The 16,495-nt window shown below is 71.8% G+C and carries 16 protein-coding genes; 9 read left to right on the top strand and 7 right to left on the bottom strand.

The features are described from left to right. The first annotated feature begins 7 nt into the window (after positions 1-7). The 4 genes from ACWC94_RS20780 (at position 8) to ACWC94_RS20765 (ending at position 2,308) form a co-directional block, all read left to right on the top strand. The gene (locus ACWC94_RS20780) at positions 8-670 is read left to right on the top strand and encodes a UdgX family uracil-DNA binding protein (protein ID WP_450798260.1); all 663 of its coding nucleotides are present in this window, start codon (positions 8-10) and stop codon (positions 668-670) included. A gap of 48 nt (positions 671-718) precedes the next feature. Beyond that, positions 719-1,243, top strand: a complete 525-nt coding sequence (locus tag ACWC94_RS20775; RefSeq protein WP_450798259.1) for an N-acetyltransferase family protein — start codon at positions 719-721, stop codon at positions 1,241-1,243. A 75-nt stretch (positions 1,244-1,318) separates the two neighbouring features. Continuing rightward, a complete protein-coding gene (locus ACWC94_RS20770; RefSeq protein WP_450798258.1) occupies positions 1,319-1,618 on the top strand; it encodes a DUF4229 domain-containing protein in 300 nt (99 codons plus the stop codon). A 48-nt stretch (positions 1,619-1,666) separates the two neighbouring features. Continuing rightward, positions 1,667-2,308, top strand: coding sequence for a TetR/AcrR family transcriptional regulator (locus ACWC94_RS20765; RefSeq protein WP_450798257.1), 642 nt, complete (start codon positions 1,667-1,669; stop codon positions 2,306-2,308). Between the two features lie 142 nt (positions 2,309-2,450). On the opposite strand, the gene ACWC94_RS20760 is transcribed toward ACWC94_RS20765, so the two are convergent. From ACWC94_RS20760 to ACWC94_RS20740, 5 genes are read right to left on the bottom strand one after another with little or no spacing between them, the layout of a single operon-like run. Beyond that, positions 2,451-3,716: an MFS transporter gene (locus ACWC94_RS20760; RefSeq protein WP_450798256.1), complete on the bottom strand. Its 1,266-nt coding sequence runs from the start codon at positions 3,714-3,716 to the stop codon at positions 2,451-2,453. Between the two features lie 39 nt (positions 3,717-3,755). Next, positions 3,756-4,211: a cupin domain-containing protein gene (locus tag ACWC94_RS20755; protein WP_450798255.1), complete on the bottom strand. Its 456-nt coding sequence runs from the start codon at positions 4,209-4,211 to the stop codon at positions 3,756-3,758. Between the two features lie 14 nt (positions 4,212-4,225). Further along, a complete protein-coding gene (locus tag ACWC94_RS20750) occupies positions 4,226-5,920 on the bottom strand; it encodes an acyl-CoA synthetase (RefSeq protein ID WP_450798254.1) in 1,695 nt (564 codons plus the stop codon). After that, positions 5,917-9,123 (bottom strand): FAD/NAD(P)-binding protein, encoded by a 3,207-nt coding sequence (locus tag ACWC94_RS20745; RefSeq protein ID WP_450798253.1) that lies wholly within the window; start codon positions 9,121-9,123, stop codon positions 5,917-5,919. The genes ACWC94_RS20750 and ACWC94_RS20745 overlap by 4 nt, the downstream gene beginning before the upstream one ends. Beyond that, positions 9,120-9,581, bottom strand: a complete 462-nt coding sequence (locus tag ACWC94_RS20740; protein WP_450798252.1) for a cobalamin B12-binding domain-containing protein — start codon at positions 9,579-9,581, stop codon at positions 9,120-9,122. Before ACWC94_RS20740 ends, ACWC94_RS20745 begins: the two co-directional genes overlap by 4 nt. Before the next feature lie 465 nt (positions 9,582-10,046). Between ACWC94_RS20740 and ACWC94_RS20735 the strand changes: the two genes are divergently transcribed. The 3 genes from ACWC94_RS20735 (at position 10,047) to ACWC94_RS20725 (ending at position 14,225) form a co-directional block, all read left to right on the top strand. Continuing rightward, positions 10,047-11,024: a LysR family transcriptional regulator gene (locus ACWC94_RS20735; RefSeq protein WP_450798251.1), complete on the top strand. Its 978-nt coding sequence runs from the start codon at positions 10,047-10,049 to the stop codon at positions 11,022-11,024. Positions 11,025-11,230: 206 nt separating this feature from the next. Beyond that, on the top strand, positions 11,231-13,153 hold the full coding sequence (locus ACWC94_RS20730) for an AMP-dependent synthetase/ligase (protein WP_450798250.1): 1,923 nt from the start codon (positions 11,231-11,233) through the stop codon (positions 13,151-13,153). A 190-nt stretch (positions 13,154-13,343) separates the two neighbouring features. After that, complete coding sequence (locus ACWC94_RS20725) at positions 13,344-14,225, top strand: LysR family transcriptional regulator (RefSeq protein ID WP_450798249.1); 882 nt, start codon at positions 13,344-13,346, stop codon at positions 14,223-14,225. Here the strand turns inward: ACWC94_RS20725 and ACWC94_RS20720 are convergent. Further along, positions 14,176-14,640: an ATP-binding protein gene (locus ACWC94_RS20720; protein ID WP_450798248.1), complete on the bottom strand. Its 465-nt coding sequence runs from the start codon at positions 14,638-14,640 to the stop codon at positions 14,176-14,178. The two genes, ACWC94_RS20725 and ACWC94_RS20720, sit on opposite strands and share 50 nt — an antisense overlap. A 106-nt stretch (positions 14,641-14,746) precedes the next feature. Here ACWC94_RS20720 and ACWC94_RS20715 point away from each other — a divergent pair, with 106 nt between their 5' ends. Next, positions 14,747-15,610 (top strand): helix-turn-helix domain-containing protein, encoded by an 864-nt coding sequence (locus ACWC94_RS20715; RefSeq protein WP_450798247.1) that lies wholly within the window; start codon positions 14,747-14,749, stop codon positions 15,608-15,610. Next, positions 15,607-15,861 carry a DUF397 domain-containing protein gene (locus ACWC94_RS20710; RefSeq protein ID WP_450798245.1) on the top strand — a complete coding sequence of 85 codons (255 nt, stop codon included), beginning with the start codon at positions 15,607-15,609 and terminating at the stop codon, positions 15,859-15,861. Before ACWC94_RS20715 ends, ACWC94_RS20710 begins: the two co-directional genes overlap by 4 nt. Here the strand turns inward: ACWC94_RS20710 and ACWC94_RS20705 are convergent. Then, on the bottom strand, positions 15,820-16,470 hold the full coding sequence (locus ACWC94_RS20705; protein ID WP_450798244.1) for a class I SAM-dependent methyltransferase: 651 nt from the start codon (positions 16,468-16,470) through the stop codon (positions 15,820-15,822). The genes ACWC94_RS20710 and ACWC94_RS20705 overlap by 42 nt on opposite strands. Positions 16,471-16,495 lie beyond the last annotated feature (25 nt).

Here is a 16,495-nt window from a genome sequence, read left to right as displayed (position 1 = left end):
GCCCGGCATGGTTGCAACGAAGGCCCCCGAGGACGCCTACACGGCGGAGCCCTTCGTCCCGGACGGCGCGAGCCTCACCGCCCTGCGCCGGGCGGCGGCCGACTGCCGTGGCTGCCCCCTGCACCGGGACGCCACGCAGACGGTGTTCGGCACGGGCAACGCGCACGCGCGCGTGATGCTCGTCGGCGAGCAGCCCGGCGACCAGGAGGACCGCCAGGGCAAACCGTTCGTGGGCCCCGCCGGGAAGCTGCTCGACCGTGCCCTCGCCGAAGCGGGCATCGACCCGGGCGACGCCTACGTGACCAACGCGGTCAAGCACTTCAAGTTCACCCGGGCGGAGCCCCGCAAGCGCCGGATCCACAAGGCTCCGAGCCTGCGCGAGATGACGGCGTGCGGGCCGTGGCTCGCGGCGGAGCTGGCGCTGGTCGAGCCCGAACTGATCGTGGTGCTGGGCGCGACGGCCGGGAAGGCGCTGCTGGGGTCGTCGTTCCGGGTGGGCGAGGTGCGCGGGACCGTACTGGAGCGGGTGATCCACGGCCGGCCCGAGCGGCTGGTGCCGACCGTGCATCCGTCGTCGGTGCTGCGGGCGCAGGACGACGCGGACAGGAAGGCCGCCTACCAGGGGCTCGTGGCCGACCTGAAGGTGGCCGCACGCGCCCTCGGGGCGTAGCCGACCCGGGGTGACGGCCGTCTCTCGGGTAATGGATAAAGTGGCCCAATGCCGCTTACCTATACTCTGGATCCCGCCATCACCCCCGCCCTGCGCGACGGCATCCTCGACCTGTGGACGGACGTGTCCAACGCGGGCGGCGCCGTGGGGTTCGTACCGCCGGTGAGCCGGGAGGACGTCCGGCCGGAGCTGGTGCGCCACTTCGTGGCCATGGCCGAGGGCCGTCACCGGCTGCTCGTCGGGTGCGACGAGACGGGCGCGCCGGCCGCGACCGCCTTCTTCTCCTTCAACACGCACCCGCTCCAGAAGCACTGGGTGTGGCTGTACACGGTGATGGTCCACCCGGGGCACCAGGGCAAGGGGTACGGCCGCGAGCTGCTGGCGACCGCCGCGGACGCGGCCCGCACCTTCGACGGCATCGACGCGATACGACTGACCTGCCGGGGCGGCCTCGGCCTGGAGCGGTTCTACGGCTCCTGCGGCTACAAGGAGGTCGGCCGGGTGCCGGGTGCCGTCCGGGTGGCACCCGGCGACGACCGCGACGACGTGTTCATGCTGCTGTCCCTCGTCTGACCCCCCTGCAAGATCCCTTCCCGGTCGTGCTTCACTGGACGATGACCCCTTTTGGAATCGGACGAGTGGATTGAGATGCTCCGCTACACGCTGATGCGCCTCGGCATCTTCGCCGGCTGCCTCGTGGTCGTCTGGGGAGCCGTCTACTCCGGCATCTTCCCGCGCGGTTTCGGCGACTCCAACTTCCTGTGGGTGCTGCTGCTCTCGCTGGTGCTGTCGGCGCCGATCAGCTGGGTGGTGCTGCGCGGGGTGCGGGAGCGGGCCTCGGAGCAGATCGTCGACAGGGTCGACCGGATGAAGGCCAACCTGGACGCCAACCGCAGCCAGGAGGACCTCGCCGACGACACCGCCCGGGCGCAGGGCCAGCCCTCCTGACCGACGGCACGGCTCCCGGCACCCCGGGCCGCAATTAGTCTTTTCCCCATGGGTGGGGCGAAGACCAGACGGATGCCGCGTGCGGTGCGGGAGCAGCAGATGCTCGACGCCGCCGTGCGGATCTTCGGCCGGCGCGGGTACATGGCCGCCTCGATGGACGAGATCGCCGAACTCGCCGGTGTCTCCAAGCCGTTGGTCTATCTGTATCTGAACTCCAAGGAAGACCTCTTCACCGCCTGCATCCGGCGTGAGGCCGGCGCCCTGACGCAGGCCGTCCGCGCCGGGGTCCGCACGGACCTGCCCGCCGACCGCCGGCTGTGGGACGGGCTCAAGGCGTTCTTCGCGCACACCGCGGAGCACCCCGACGCCTGGTCGGTGCTGCACCTCCAGGCCCGTACGCACGGGGAGCCCTTCGCGGGGGAGGTCGCCGCGATGCGCGAGGAGATCGTCACGTTCGTGACCCGGCTGGTCGCGGTCGCCGCACGGGAGGCCCACCGGGATCCCGACCTTCCCGAGCGTGAGGTCGCCGGACTCGCCGAGGCCCTGGTCGGCGCCGCGGAGTCACTGGCCACCTGGGCCAACGCCACGCCCGGTGCCACCGCCCGGCAGGCCGCGGCCACCCTGATGAACTTCGCCTGGGCGGGTCTGGGCAACCTGATGGAGGGCCGGCCCTGGGCTCCGCCCGGCTGACGGACCCCACACACGTGGTGCCGCGGACCACGCACCCGTGACCACAGGGCCCCCTGGTGCCCGGAGGGGTTTCCCCGGGCGGCCAGGAGGCCCTGTTCCGACTGGGCGCGGGTGCACGGCGGGCCGGTGTCCGGCCGGTGCCCTACTTGCCTTCGCGCGGCATCACCACGGCGGACAGGACGGCGGGCACGGCGCCGACGAGCAGCATGATCACCGGCCAGGACGTCGCCGACAGCAGGCCGGGGATGATGATCGGGGTGATGAACGCACCCGCGAAGACCATCGTGTTCTCCAGCCCGAGTGCGGTGCCGGACCGCTCCTTGCCCGCCATGATCGCGATCTCGGCGTAGTGGACACCGTGCCAGCCGCAGGAGAGCAGTCCCGCGAGGACCATCAGCGCGGCCGCCACCCAGGACGGCCCCGACTGGCACAGCGCGAGCCCGGCGAAGCAGGCCGCGATGATCCAGCTGTAGACGATGACCAGGGTACGGCGGTGCCGGCCGCCCCGGCTGTCGGTCCACCGCCCGCTCCACACCCGGGACACGGCGCCCATGGCCTGGACGGCGAACAGCAGACCGGAGATCGCCGTGAGACCCAGCCCGTGGACGGTGTGCAGGTAGATCGCGGCGAACGACAGGATCGTGAACTGCGGGAAGTCGAGCAGGAAGGCGCTGAAGGACACCCGCCAGATGCTCCAGCGGCGCAGCGGGCTGACGGTGTTGGTCGCCTTCAGACCGCCGGCGGGCAGCGGCGGCTCGTCCATCCAGCAGACGATGGCGAGGGTGGCGGCCAGGGAGAAGGCCGTCAGGAAGGTGAAGACCGCCCGGAATCCGATACCCATGGCGAGGGCGGGAAGGACCGCCGCACCGATGGCTCCGCCGAGGGGCACGGCCGCCACCCGGAGACTGATGGCGAAGCCGTGGCTACCGGGCGGGAACCAGCCCATCACCGCCCTGCCCGAGGCACTGTTGACGCAGCCGCCGAGGGCGCCGGCGAGGAGGAGCACGGCGGACAGCAGCCAGGAGGGCGGGCTGGAGTGCCCGGTCGGGACGAGGAGGGCCGCGGCCACGGCGAGGCACAACGTCGTGCCGGACAGGCCCGAGATCAGCACCCTCCGCTCGCCGAAGCGGTCGGTGAGCAGGCCCCAGATGACTTCGGTGAGCGCTGCCCCGCAGGTCAGGGCGGCGAGGACCAGACCGAGCTGTCCGGTCGAGTAGTGGTAGTCGTCCTGGAGGACCGCGCTGGCCATGGGGATGCCCTGGAAGGCCGCGCTGAACGCGGCCTGCGCGAAGATGCCGATGCCGAGGACCCCCCACTTGTAGTGGGGTGAGTGGACCTTCCCCGACCTGCCGACGGGGAGGGGTTCCGCGGCGTTGTCGGCGACGGCTGTCGTGACCTTTGTGGACATGGTGTTGGGGATCCTTCTGTGAGCGGGGCGGGGGGGAGGTCAGGCAGCGGAGGCCGGTGCGCCGTCCAGGACCAGGCCGGTGTCCGGGGTCTCGCCGGGCAGCAGGGGTTCGGTGCGCTTCTCCCGGATGACGAGCAGGGTGCAGCCGTGCGGGCTGCTCACGCGGTGGACGCTGCCGGGTTTTTCGAGGACGAGGTGCCCGGCGGGGTAGATGTCGCCGTTGTCGTTGTGGAGTTCACCGTCCACGACCACGATCAGTTCGTAGCCGAGATGCCGGTGGAGGTCTCCGTGCGATTGCGGTCCGAAGCGCGCGAGGTAGGCCTCCGCGCCGTCCGGGCCGGTCTCCTCGGCGGTGTAGAGCCAGTGGACGTCGACGGCCTCGCGTCCGGGCTGGACATAGGGCTGCCAGGTCAGGTCGTCGTGCTGCGCACCGCCGAGGAGGCCGGGGATGACACGGACGTCGCGTCGCTGCTGGGGGGAGTTGGCTGCGGTCATGGCGGAGAGTCCTCTCAGATCCGGGAAGTGGTGTGCTGGGCGCTGTCGGTGGTGCCGCTGTGCAGTCGCGCGGCGACTTCGGCGCGGCGGACCTTGCCGGACACCGTGCGCGGCAGGCTGCGGGTGAAGGAGACGCTGTGCACGCGCAGCGCGCGGGTGACGTGAAGGTCGACGTGGGCGAGGAGTTCGGCCGCCGTGGCCCGCCGGCCGGGTTCGAGTTCGACCACGGCGTGGGCGGCCTGGGTGAGGGCCGGGTGGGGCACGGGCACGACCGCGGCTTCGTGCACCGCGGGGTGCGTGCGCAGGACCGCTTCGAGTTCGTACGGGGAGACCCGGTGGCCCGCCGACTTGAAGACGTCGTCGCGGCGCCCGAGGAGGCGTACGTATCCGTCGCGCCCGAATTCCCCGCAGTCCCCCGTCGCGTACAGGTCCTCGGTGAGGACGCGGCCGGTGCGCTCGGCGTCGTCGTCGTAACCGGGCATCAGTCCCACGGGCTGGTTCGCCCGTGACACGTACAGCTGGTCGTCCCGGACGGTGAGCTCCCAGCCCGGCAGCGGCTTGCCGGCCCAGCCGGGCTTGCCGGGCAGGCCCGGGGTGGTGCCGATCAGCGCGGTCGTCTCGGTCTGGCCGTACCCCTCGCGGATGGTGACGCCCCACGCGGTCTGGACGGCCTCGGCCACCTGCGCGGGCAGCGGCTCTCCGGCGGTGGTGGCCTCCCGCAGCCGCGGCCGGGCCCGGTCGGCGTGCCGGGCCAGGCGGGCCCACTGCGCGGGCGGGGCGCACAGGCTGGTGATGTCCCGCTCCTGCAGGAACCGCGGCAGCTGCCCGGAGTCGACGGTGTCGGCGGGCGGCACCACGAGGGTCGCCTCGGCGGTGAAGGGGACGAAGAAGCTGGACCAGGAGTGCTTGGCCCAGCCGGGCTCGGAGATGTTCACATGCCGGTCGCCGGGAAGCAGCCCGTTGAAGTACAGGGACGACAGATGGCCGACGGGGTACGACACGTGGGTGTGGGTGACGAGTTTGGGTGCCGAGGTGGTACCGGAGGTGAAGTAGGCGAAGGCCGTGTCCGAGGCCGGGGTGGGGCCGGTCGGCAGGTACCGCGCCGGGGCGTCGCGGGAGTCGGCGTACGGGTGCCAGCCGGCGACGGGAGCACCGGCCGCGATGCGGGTCACGGGCCCGTCGTGGTCCGACGCGTCCGACGGGTCGAAGAGCGGGGCGAGGTCGCTGCGGCAGACCACATGGCGGACCCGGCCGCGCCGGAGCCGGTCGGCGGCCTCCTTCCGGGTCAGGGAGGTGTAGGTGGGGATGGCCACGGCGCCGGTCTTCAGACAGGCCAGGAGGGTTTCCCACAGCTCCGCCTGCGCGCCCAGGACGATGAGCACCCGGTCGCCGCGCCGGACGCCCAGCCGGGTGAGCCAGGTGGCGAGGCGGTCGGAGCGGGCCGCGAGGTCCTGGTAGGAGATCTGCTGGACCTGGCCGTCGGGGCCGTGGAGTTCCAGGGCGGTGCGCGGGTTGTCGTGGGCGATGACGTCGAACCACTCCAGGGCCCAGTTGAAGTGGGTCAGGCGCGGCCAGGTGAAGGCCCGGCGGGCGGCTTCGTGGTCGGCGCGCAGTTCCTGGAGCAGGTCGCGGCTGCGGCGGAAGACGGTGTGGGCCAGGGTGTGGCGGAGGACGAAGTGGTCTGCGGCGTCCGGGTGCTGCGACGTCATGCGCGGGCTCCTTCCAGTCCGCGAGGGGCGGCCGTGAGCCGCAGCGCTGCCAGCGCGTCCCCGGCGACGGCGTCGGCGTCCTTGGTGAAGTCGGTCCACGGGCCGGGCCGTGCGGATCCGACCTGCATGAACCAGCGCTGCCCCTCGGAGGGGATGCCGAGGACGTAGAGGCCGTCCGCCGCGGTCCCGGCGGTGGTCATCGGCCGGTACGGCGCATCGGTCGTGGTGACACCGCCGGTGGCGAAGCCGTCCGTGCCGTGGTTGTTGCTCCAGGGGGTGATGAGCCCGGTGTCGAGCAGGTGCCGGGTGAGCGGTGCGGGATCGCGGGTGACGTCCGGCGCGGGGATGCGGGCGTCGACGAGGACGTCGCAGTGCTGGAGCGACCCGCCGACCTGTGCGGAGCGGACCGTGAAGCGCTTGCCGGCCTCGTCCGTGCCGAACTCGGTCGCGGGACCCGCCACGTGCAGGACACCCGCCTGGAGCAGGGCCAGTGTCTGCCGCAGGCGCTGGGCCGGCGGGCCGGCGGCCAGGAAGGAGCTGAGCGGTGCGAACCAGCCGAGGAAGTCGTCGCGGTGCGACGCGGCGGTCAGGCCGCCGAAGTCGACCGCGCGGCGGATGGTTCCCCGTACGTCGCGCAGGACGTCCAGGGCCGCCTTGCGCGGACCGTGGTGGTTGCCCTGCGCTGCCTGTGCGATGTCGTCCTGGATCCACCGCGTCAGAGCGGCGGTGAACTCGGCCGGGTCGGCGAAGTCCTGCGGCCCGAACGGCCGTGCCAGGGCGTTGATGTCGAGGGGCTCCAGGTCCTCGATGCCGAGCCGGCGTGCCTCGGCGCGGACGATCCGCTCGGCGTCCTTGGCGTCGGTGGCCTCCACACAGGCGGCCGCACGGGCCAGGAACCGCTGTTCGGCCCGGTCCCCGCGGGACGCGCGCATGGCGGTGGCGTAGTAGACGAGTTGCATCTCCGCGTGCAGCCAGGGCCAGACCTGTGTACGGAAGGTGAGCGGGGCGCCCGATGCGCGCAGGGCGGTGATGCGGTCCGGGGTGAACAGGCGTGGCGTGTAACGCCACAGCGGGCCCTTCTGGTTGCGGCCACGCGCCGGGAGCGGTGCGCCGGAGCGGGAACCGGCGACGATGACGGGCTCCTGCCCGCTGGGCACGTACCGCAGCGACCCGTCCTTCGTCTCGGTGAAGTGCCCGCCGCGTCCCGTGGTCAGGGCGGCGACGATGTCGTAGAACGTCAGGCCCATGCCGAGGACGGCGACCCGGGTACCCGGCGCGATGTCGTCCAGCGGCATGTCGGCGGCGCTGTCGCCGCGGATGTACCGCACCGTCGGGTGGTCGTCGGCGAATCGGGCGAGGCGGTCCTGGTCCGCGGAGAGTCCGCTGCGGGGATGGCCGGTGGTCAGCACCACCCGGTCGGCGGCGAGCAGCTCACCGTCGGAGAACGCCAGCTGCCAGCCGGCGCCGTCGGAGCGCCGCAGGGCGACGACGTGGCCGGTGCGGCGGCGCAGGGTCACGCCCGCGGGCAGGGAGTTCTCGACCGCGTCGAGGAAGAACCGCAGGTATCCGCCGTACAGGGCACGGGGGGCGTAGGCGTTGGGGCCGGGCCACACGGTGTCGGTGGCGGCCCACCACTGGGCCAGGGAGGGACCGGCACCCGCGCGGGCGGGACCGTCGTCCGCGGGACCGGAGAACATGGTCACTTCGCCGCAGGCGGTGTTCATCAGGAAGGCGCTGCTCTGGTTCGTGCGCCAGATGCGTCCCGCGCCGACCTGGTCCTTGTCGACCAGAACGATCTCGACGGGCCGGCCGGGCGCGGCCTTGCCCAGACGGGCGGCGATGCGCTCGACGACGGCCAGTCCGCGCGGGCCCGAACCGACGACCGCGACGCGGTAGGGGGCGGTGACCTGGGGGCGCGGGCGGGGCAGCGCCGCCGCCAGCCGGTCGTGTGTGTCGGCGGTGTAGCGCAGCATGCCGAGCAGCCGGCTCGAGGTGACGGCGAGACGGGTGGTGCCCGGGGCGGGCAGGGGCATGGCGCCCGTGTCGGACCACACCAGGCGGCCGTCGTCGCCGATGGTGCCGCGTGCCGTGCCCGCGTTGTCGCGGTGCAGGCAGAAGGGCACGTCCAGGAGGCCGCGGGCGAAGGCGGTGCGCAGGCCGGAGCCGATGTCGGGTCCCTGCTCCAGGACGGCGGTGATGAGCTTCAGGGCCTCGGCGTAGACCGTCTCGTAGTCGACCTGCCGGGCCCAGGGGAGGCCGCAGCTGTCGTCGAGGGCTCGGCGGGCGGCCTGTGCGGCCCGCTCCAGCGCGGCGACGTTCTCGGCGACGGTGGGGATCCGGTGGGCCTCGGCGACGGTCTTGACGATGATCCGCTGGGCACCACCGCGCACCGCGATCTGGGCCGACATGTCCAGGAGCAGTTCGGCGCCGGCCTGCGTGGCGGGGTAGACGCCCATGTAGGTGTAGAGGACCACGTGCCGGGCCACCCCGGTGGGCAGGAAGAGCTCGGCGAGATGGTGCAGGGCCGCGAGCGCCTCGATGTCCTGGACGGGGTTGGTCTGCTGTGCGTAGGACAGGGACACCGAGGACACCCCGTGCTGGGCGAAGAACATCGCTTCCAGCACGCTGATCGCCACGAGCAGCGACGGCGGGGACATCTGGCCGAGCATGCAGCCGCCGAAGGTCTCCAGGTGGGCGCGCATTCCGTGGTCGGCCGCCTGCTCGGCGAGCTGCTGGGTCGCGTCGGTCCACGCGGACACCGCCTCGGTCAGCGGCAGCCGGGAGTAGGGCAGGCAGTAGGAGACCGGGCCGCCTTCGGACGCGGACAGCCCCGCGGCCACCATGGACTCGAAGATGTGGGCGGGCCGTGCCGAGCCGTGCCGCACCTGGACGGGGATGGTGCCCGCGGCGGCGGCGACGCGTGCGGTGGTGTGCGGCCCGTGGTTGACGAGGGGGAAGCCGTTCAGCGCACGCCCTGCGGCGAGGGCCGCCTCGGCGCCCGCCATGTCCTCCACACGGGTGTAGGAGTCGATGGTGAGGGTGCCCAGGGTCCGGGCGCGGGCGGCGGCGACGGCCGCCAGCCCGTCGGCCATGTCCTGCGGGGCCGACATGCCCATGCGGGGCTGTACGACCAACTGGCCCTGGCGCGCCGCCTGTTCCACGTAGGTCTGCATGTCGCCGGTGCGCGGGGATGTGCCGGTCATGCGGCGACTCCCGGGGACTCGGCGCGGTGGGCCGTCAACTGGCGCAGTGCGGCGTCGAATTCGGCGGGGTCCGCGCCGTCGGTGAAGACCGCGTCGAATCCCGCGGCCGACAGTTCCTCGGCCAGCTGCGGCTGGGCGGCACCCTGGATGCCGAGCTTTCCGCCGATCATCACGGGGACGCGGGAGACCGCGCTGTCGCCGTGCTCGCGCACCTTCCTGATCAGCCGCAGACCGTCGATGGCGCCGTGCCCGTTGACCGAGGAGATGACCACGGCGTCGGGTCGCTGCGTGCGTATCTGCTCGATGATCTCGGCGTCGGGGACGCATGGACCCAGGTTGGTCACTTCGTACCCGTGTTCTTCGAGGAGGAGTTGGAGGAACACGAGGTTCCATGTGTGGGAGTCGGAGGAGACGGTCGAGAGCAGCACACGCCGGGCTCTGGACTGGATCGGTGACATGGGGAGGGCCTCCTGTCGGATGGGCCGCAGCCGGTGGTGCGGCTCCCTCACGATCACGCGTCACGGGCCGGCGACCCATACCGATTCGGAGGTCGTGAACCGCGGTTCGCCTGGCGTGAACCGGGGCCGTGGAATCGTAAGGAGATGGTCAAGGGCGGGCCTGGAAGGTAAAAAGATGAACTTTGGTTTGAGTTTGTACCTGAGGGCAAAAACCGGCCGCAGTCGACGTCGGCACGGGCTCCGTGACCGCTCGGGTGGTCCTGCTCGACCGCACTTGCGGGCCTGGTCACCGAAGTGGGGCCGGACCGGGAAGTCACCCGGCCCGTGTGTGCGCGGGCTGCCGGAATGGCTGATACCGGGGGGTGCGTGACGGGCGCGGGGAGCCGGAGCGGGTATCGCCTGGATGGGCGGTACATGCGATGTTGTTGCCTGAATGCGGTGCGGATTCGGGGAGGGGACGCGAGCGTGGACGTGCAACGGCTGGAAACATTCGTCGCCGTGGCGGAGAGCGAGAGTCTGGCGGAGGCCGCGAAGCGTCTGGGGTATGCCCGATCGACGGTCACCAGCCACCTGCAGAGCCTCGAACGCTCCCTGGGCGCCGCCCTGCTGGAGCGCAGGGCGACCGGACACCGCCTCACCCATGCCGGGGTCTGTCTCCTGGAGTACGCCAAGGACATCCTGGAGAAGATGGCGCAGGCCCAGACCGCGGTGACCGCCGCCGCGGAGAACGGCTCGCACACCACCTTGTCCATCGGCGCCACGGCGTCCCTGTGCACCTACCGCCTTCCCGGGTTCCTGCGCACCCTCGGCCGGCTGGTGCCGGACATCGAAACGCAGGTGTTCGTCGGCGAGGTGGCCGAGCTGCGCGCCCAGGTGAGCCGCGGTGAACTGTCCGCGGCACTCGTCAACTCCAGGACGGCCTCGGTGCAGCCGGCCCGGACGTCCGCACCGGAACAGGACAACCGCCGGCATCTGTGGATCGACCGGGCCGTGCTGATCGGCGCGCCGGAGGCGGTGGCCCGCCCGTCCCGGCTGCTGCTCACCGCCCCTGGCTGCGTCTTCCGGGAGATCGCCGAGCACGAGGTGCTGCCCCGCCTGGGCCGCGTCGACATACAGCAGGTGGGCAGCGTGGACGGGGTCAAGTCGTCCGCGCTGGCCGGACTGGGGCTCGGGCTCGTCCCTCTGATCGCCGTCGGGCCCCAGCTGGAGAACCGGCAGCTGGTCGAGATCCCGCTGCCGCTGCCGTCCGTGACCACGGAGCTCATCTGGAACGCGGAGGTCACCCCCGCCTACGTGGTCCAGCACCTGAGGCGGCTCGGGCCGCAGCAGACGCGGTCCCAGTCGAGCGGTTCCCCCCTGCCCGGTGTGCCGGCCGAAGCGGCCACCGGCCGGCCCCACGACGAACCGCCGCACGCCTGCGCCGCCCGCCCCAGGCCCGCGTAGAAGAGCAGGACAGGCCTGGAAACAGCGGAAGCTGAGCCCCTTTCACACAACCCCCGAGGCTGCACATCCCCGGCTCCGGACCATCCCCGGACTCGCACAATCCCCTCACAGTGGCGCCGTACGATCACCTGCCTAACCAGCGGTAACCCCTTTCTCCGTATCCATGAGGGACCACCGCAGGTGCACGCACGCCACAGGAGCCGCTCGTGTCCACGCCGTACCCGAACGCCCCCGTCTCCGCCACCGACTACGACGGCCGCCCGGTCCTCGTGGAACCCTGGGTCCAACGGCTGGACGGCACCGTACGGGAGGTGTCCGTACCGCCGTTCACGCCCGCGGTGAAACACGGCTCCCTCGCGGACCTGCCGTTCGAGAACGCGGAGTCCGCGCCCGCCGCGATCGTGCTCAGCCGCAAGCTGCCCGACGGCCGCTGGACGGACGTGACGGCCGCCTACTTCGCCGAGCAGGTGCTCGCGGTGGCCAAGGGGCTGATCGCCGAGGGCCTGGTGCCGGGCGACCGCATCGCCGTCATGGCCCGTACGACGTACGAGTGGACGCTGCTCGACTTCGCCGCCTGGGCCGCGGGCCTGGTCACCGTGCCGGTCTACCCCACCTCCTCGGTCTTCCAGACCCGCTGGATCCTGCACGACTCCGGCGCCGTCGCCCTGATCACCGAGACCACCGCCCAGGCCTCCGCCATCGGCCCCGAACTCCAGCACCTGCCCGACCTGCGCCATCTGTGGGTGATGGACAAGGAGCACGTGACCCGGCTCACCGAGGCCGGCGCACCGGTGCCGGACGGCGAAGTCGCCGTACGGCGCGGCATGCTGGGCCCCGACACCCTCGCCACGCTCATCTACACCTCCGGCACCACCGGCCGTCCCAAGGGCTGCGCCCTCTCGCACGGCAACTTCTTCGCCGAGGTCGACAACGCCGTCGAACTGCTCCACCCGGTCTTCAAGGCGCAGGACGAGGAGCCGTCGGTCCTCCTCTTCCTGCCGATGTCACACGTCTTCGGGCGCATGGTGGCCATCGCCTGCGTCCGCGCCCGGGTCCGCCTCGGCCACGCGCCGAGCCTGGCCGCCGAGGACCTGCTGCCGGACCTGGCGGCCTTCAGGCCGACCGCCCTGCTGACCATCCCGTACATGCTGGAGAAGGTCTACAACTCGGCCCGTGCGCAGGCGGAGTCGGGCGGCCGGGTCGCGGTCTTCGACCGGGCCACGGCCGTCGCCCGGCGCTACGGCGAGGCGCTGGAGGCCCGCCAGACCGGCACCGGCAGCGGCCCGAGCCGCGCCCTGAAGGCGGCCCGCGGCTTCTACGACCCGCTCGTCTACCGCAGGATCCGCTCCGCCATGGGCGGTCGTGTCCGGTACGTCATCTGCGGCGGCTCCCCGCTCGGCCGGCGCCTCGCCGCGTTCTACGCCGGTGCCGGCATCGAGATCTTCGAGGGCTACGGCCTGACGGAGACCACCGGCGCCACGACCGTCACCCCACCCCTCAAGCCCCGCCTGGGGACGGTCGGCTGGCCGCTCCCCGGCACCCGCGTCCGGATCGCGGCCGACGGCGAGATCCTCGTCGCCGGCGACCACGTCCTGCGCGGCTACTGGGACCCCCGGGCCGGCGGCGTCGTCCCCGCGACCCGGGACGGCTGGCTGGCGACCGGCGACCTGGGCGAACTGGACGACGAGGGCTACCTCACCATCACCGGCCGCAAGAAGGAACTGCTGATCACGGCGGGCGGCAAGTCGGTGGCCCCGGCCCCGCTGGAGAACTGGCTGCGCCAGCACCCGCTGATCTCCCAGGTGATGCTGGTCGGCGACGGCCGGCCGTACGTCGCCGCGCTGATCACCCTCGACCCCGACGGCGTCACCCACTGGCGGCAGATGATCGGCAAGCACCCGGTGCCGCCGGAACTCCTCGTCGGTGACCCGGAGTTGGAGGCGGTCCTGCAGCGCGCGGTCGACGAGGCCAACAAGCTGGTCTCCCGCCCCGAGTCGATCCGCCGCTTCGCCGTACTCCCCGTGGACTTCACCGAGGCGGCCGGCCATCTGACGCCCTCCATGAAGCTCCGCCGCGAGGCGGTCGTGCGGGACTTCGCCGGCGAGGTGGAGAGCCTGTACGGGAGCTGAGGCCTGTGCGTCGAAGCGGCTACGGTCGACACCCGCTCCTCGCTGGTCCCGCCTCGGTCCGGACGCTCGGCGGGGCGGGGAGCGGGTTGCCGCCTGGGTCGATCGCGGCCCGCCACCGATCCTTGTACGGTCCTGACAGCCAGTCAATCCTTGGGTTTTCTCGATAACTCCAAGTGTTAGCTTGGGGCTTGTGACCCTCGAAGACCTCCGTGTGTTCGTGGCCGTGTGCCGCGCCGGCAGCCTCAGTTCCGTCGCGCGGGATCTCGGCTGCACCCAGTCCGCCGTGAGCCAGCACGTGAAGCGACTGGAGAAGGAGACCGGGGTCGGGCTGCTGGAACGCCAACCGCGGGGGGTGGTCCCCACACAGGCCGGCCGGATCCTGGAAGCGGCGGCGGCCGAGGGCATATCCGGGCTGGACCTCGCGCTACGGCAGCTGCGCGACCTCACCGACGGCCACAGCGGGTACGTCCGCGTCGCCACCGGCGCCACCACCGTCCGGCACTTCATGTCCGACGCGGTGGTCGCCTTCCGCCGCCGTCACCCCAAGGTCAACCTGGAGTTCCGCACCGTCAGTTCGGGACGCGGCACCTTCGACGCCCTGGCCGACGGCACCCTCGACCTCGCGTGGATCACCGTCGGCCCCCGGGTCCGCGGCATCGAGCAGCGGACGATCGCGGAACTGCCCTGGCTGCTCGCCCTCCGCGCCGACGACCCCCTCGCCGCGCGGCCGGATCTCGACCCCGCGGAACTGGCCGACGTACGCCTCATCCGTCTGCCCCCCAACTCCACCTCCGCGGCCCACCTGGACGCGGCCTGCGCCGAGCTGGGCGTGCGGTTCGCCTACGACACGAGCGTCGCCGACTGGGACACGGCGCTGCTGCTGGCCGAGCTGGGGGTGGGCCGGGCGGTCGTACCCGCCGTACCCGGACTGCCGGTACCGGGGGAGGGCGACCTGCGGCTGGTCCCGCTACGGGGCCTGCGCCCCCTCCCGGTCGGCTGGGCCGTCCGCCGCTGGGACGCCCTCAGCCCTCCGGCACGGGCCTTCGCGGACACGGTCGCCGCCGCGCGCTGAGCGAGAGCTCCGCCCAGACCGTCTTGCCGACGGTGCGCGGCGCCACGCCCCAGCGGGTCGACAGCACCAGTACGACCACGAGTCCGCGCCCGTGCTCGTGCTCCGGCCCATCGGCCAGGAACCGCAGCTCCTTGTCACCCCGGGCGTCACTCACCTCGATACGCAAGGTGTCCCTCCCGGGCAGCAGCCGGAGCCGCAGCTCGAAGTCCCGGCCCGGTACCCGACCGTGGGTGACGGCGTTCGCCGCGAGCTCGGCGACGAGGAGTTGAGCGGTGCAGTTCGGGTCGCTGTCGTGCGGGTATCCCCAGGTGGCGAGCTGGTGGGCGGTGAGGCGCCGGGCCAGTCGGGCGCCGAGGGGGGTGGAGCTGAGCCGCTGCGCGAGCTCGTGGGTGGGGGTGGAGATTTCCAGATTCACGTGACAGAGCGTGGTCACTTCTCCCTACGCTGACCAGGGGAATCACGGCGACTGAGCGTAGTCGTACGGGTGCGGTCGGTTGGCGTACGAGTAGTCGGAGGGTGGAGTGACCCAGGAGCGGGAGCGGCGACCGGAGAGGCCTGCTGAGGAGAATGGGGCGGTGGGGGTCTTCGCCGTGGTGGGCAGCCTGTTGAAGCTGCTTCGGGAGAGGGCCGGGTTGAACCAGCGGGAGTTCGGCAGCTTGGTGGGGTACGGCCCTGACCAGATCTCCGCCATGGAGAGAGGGGTACGGACACCGAGGCCGGAGTTCCTACGGAAGGCGGATGACATCCTCCAAGCGGAGGGGCTGTTGACGGCTGTCATCCCACAAGTCGAGGAGGCGATGACCAAGGCGCGGACGCGGCATCCGGAGTGGTACCGCAGCTACGCCGCGTTGGAGGCGGAGGCGGTCTCACTGCACGACTACAGCACCATGGGCGTGCTGGGGCTGCTTCAGACCGAGGCGTACTCAAGGGCGGTGTTCACACAGAGGCACCCGCCCCTGGATGAAGAGACCATCGAAAAACGGGTGGCGGACAGGCTCTCGCGCCAACAGATCTTTGAACAGTGGCCGCCGCCGGAGTTCAGCTTCGTCATGGAACAGGCCGTACTGGAACGGCCGATCGGCGGTCCGAAGGTACAAAGGGAACAGCTCCGCCAGCTGCTACGGATCGGTCGCATGCGGAATGTGCAGGTACAGGTGATGCCGACGGGGCGCACGGAGCACCCCTCACTTGGCGGCTCCTTCACCTTGCTGATCCCCAAGGGGAAGGAGCAGGTTGCGTACATGGAGAACCAGGGGCATCCGAAGTTGATCACCGACCGCGAAGAGGTCCGCATCCTCGCCGCCCGCTATGGGATCATCCGGGCTCAAGCCCTCAACCCGCACGAGTCCCTGAACCTGATCGAGGAGATGCTGGAAGAGCGATGACCATAGAGCAGCTGAGCTGGTTTAAGTCGAGCCACAGCGACGGTGAGGGCGGGCAGTGCCTCGAACTTGCCTACACCTGGCGCAAGTCCACCCACAGCGGGGGCGAGGGCGGCGATTGCCTGGAGATGGCCGCCCACCCCACCGCCATCCACCTCCGCGACTCGAAGCAACCCGCCGCCCCCCACCTCACCCTCACCCCCTCCGCCTGGTCAGTCTTTCTTCTGGGCGAGAAGGAACGCCTGGCCCGCTGACTCCTCCAGCGCGGCGTCCCGTGCGCGCACGGTGGTGGAGTGGAGGACGAAACCGCCCTCGGTCAGCAGCTCCGCCATGAACTCGGGACGGCGCCGCTGGAAGTCCAGGGTCACCGGGCGTCCCCACGGCTGAACCAGGCGGCGCGGCTCGTCCCCCGTCTGGAAGGCCAGCAGGAGATGGCCGCCAGGTGCCAGCACGCGCAAGAACTCAGCGAAGAGACGGGGGAGTTCAGCCACCGGTGTGTGGATGCTGGAGTACCAGGAGACGGCACCGGCGAGGGAACCGTCGGCAAAGGGCAACTCCAGCATCGACCCCTGCTCGAACCGCAGGGCGGGATACTCCCGGCGGGCGATGGCGAGCATCGACGCGGAGAGGTCGAGGCCGAAGACGGACAGACCCAGATCCGCGAGGTGGGCCGTGACCGCGCCGGGCCCGCAGCCGAGGTCGGCCACCGGCACGTCCGGGCCGACCAGTTCGGCGTACGCGCCGAGCAGCGCCCGGTCCAGCGGCCTGGCGGCGAGCGGATCGCGGAAGTGGTCGGCGTAGTCCTCGGCGACCGTGTCGTAGAAGGTGCGGGTGGCGGTCAGGAAGTCCTCGGTGTCGGTCATGGGGAGGACCGTAACGACCCGCACT

This window comes from Streptomyces sp. NPDC001135 (assembly GCF_053598395.1).
This window is presented reverse-complemented; position numbering and strand designations above follow the sequence as displayed.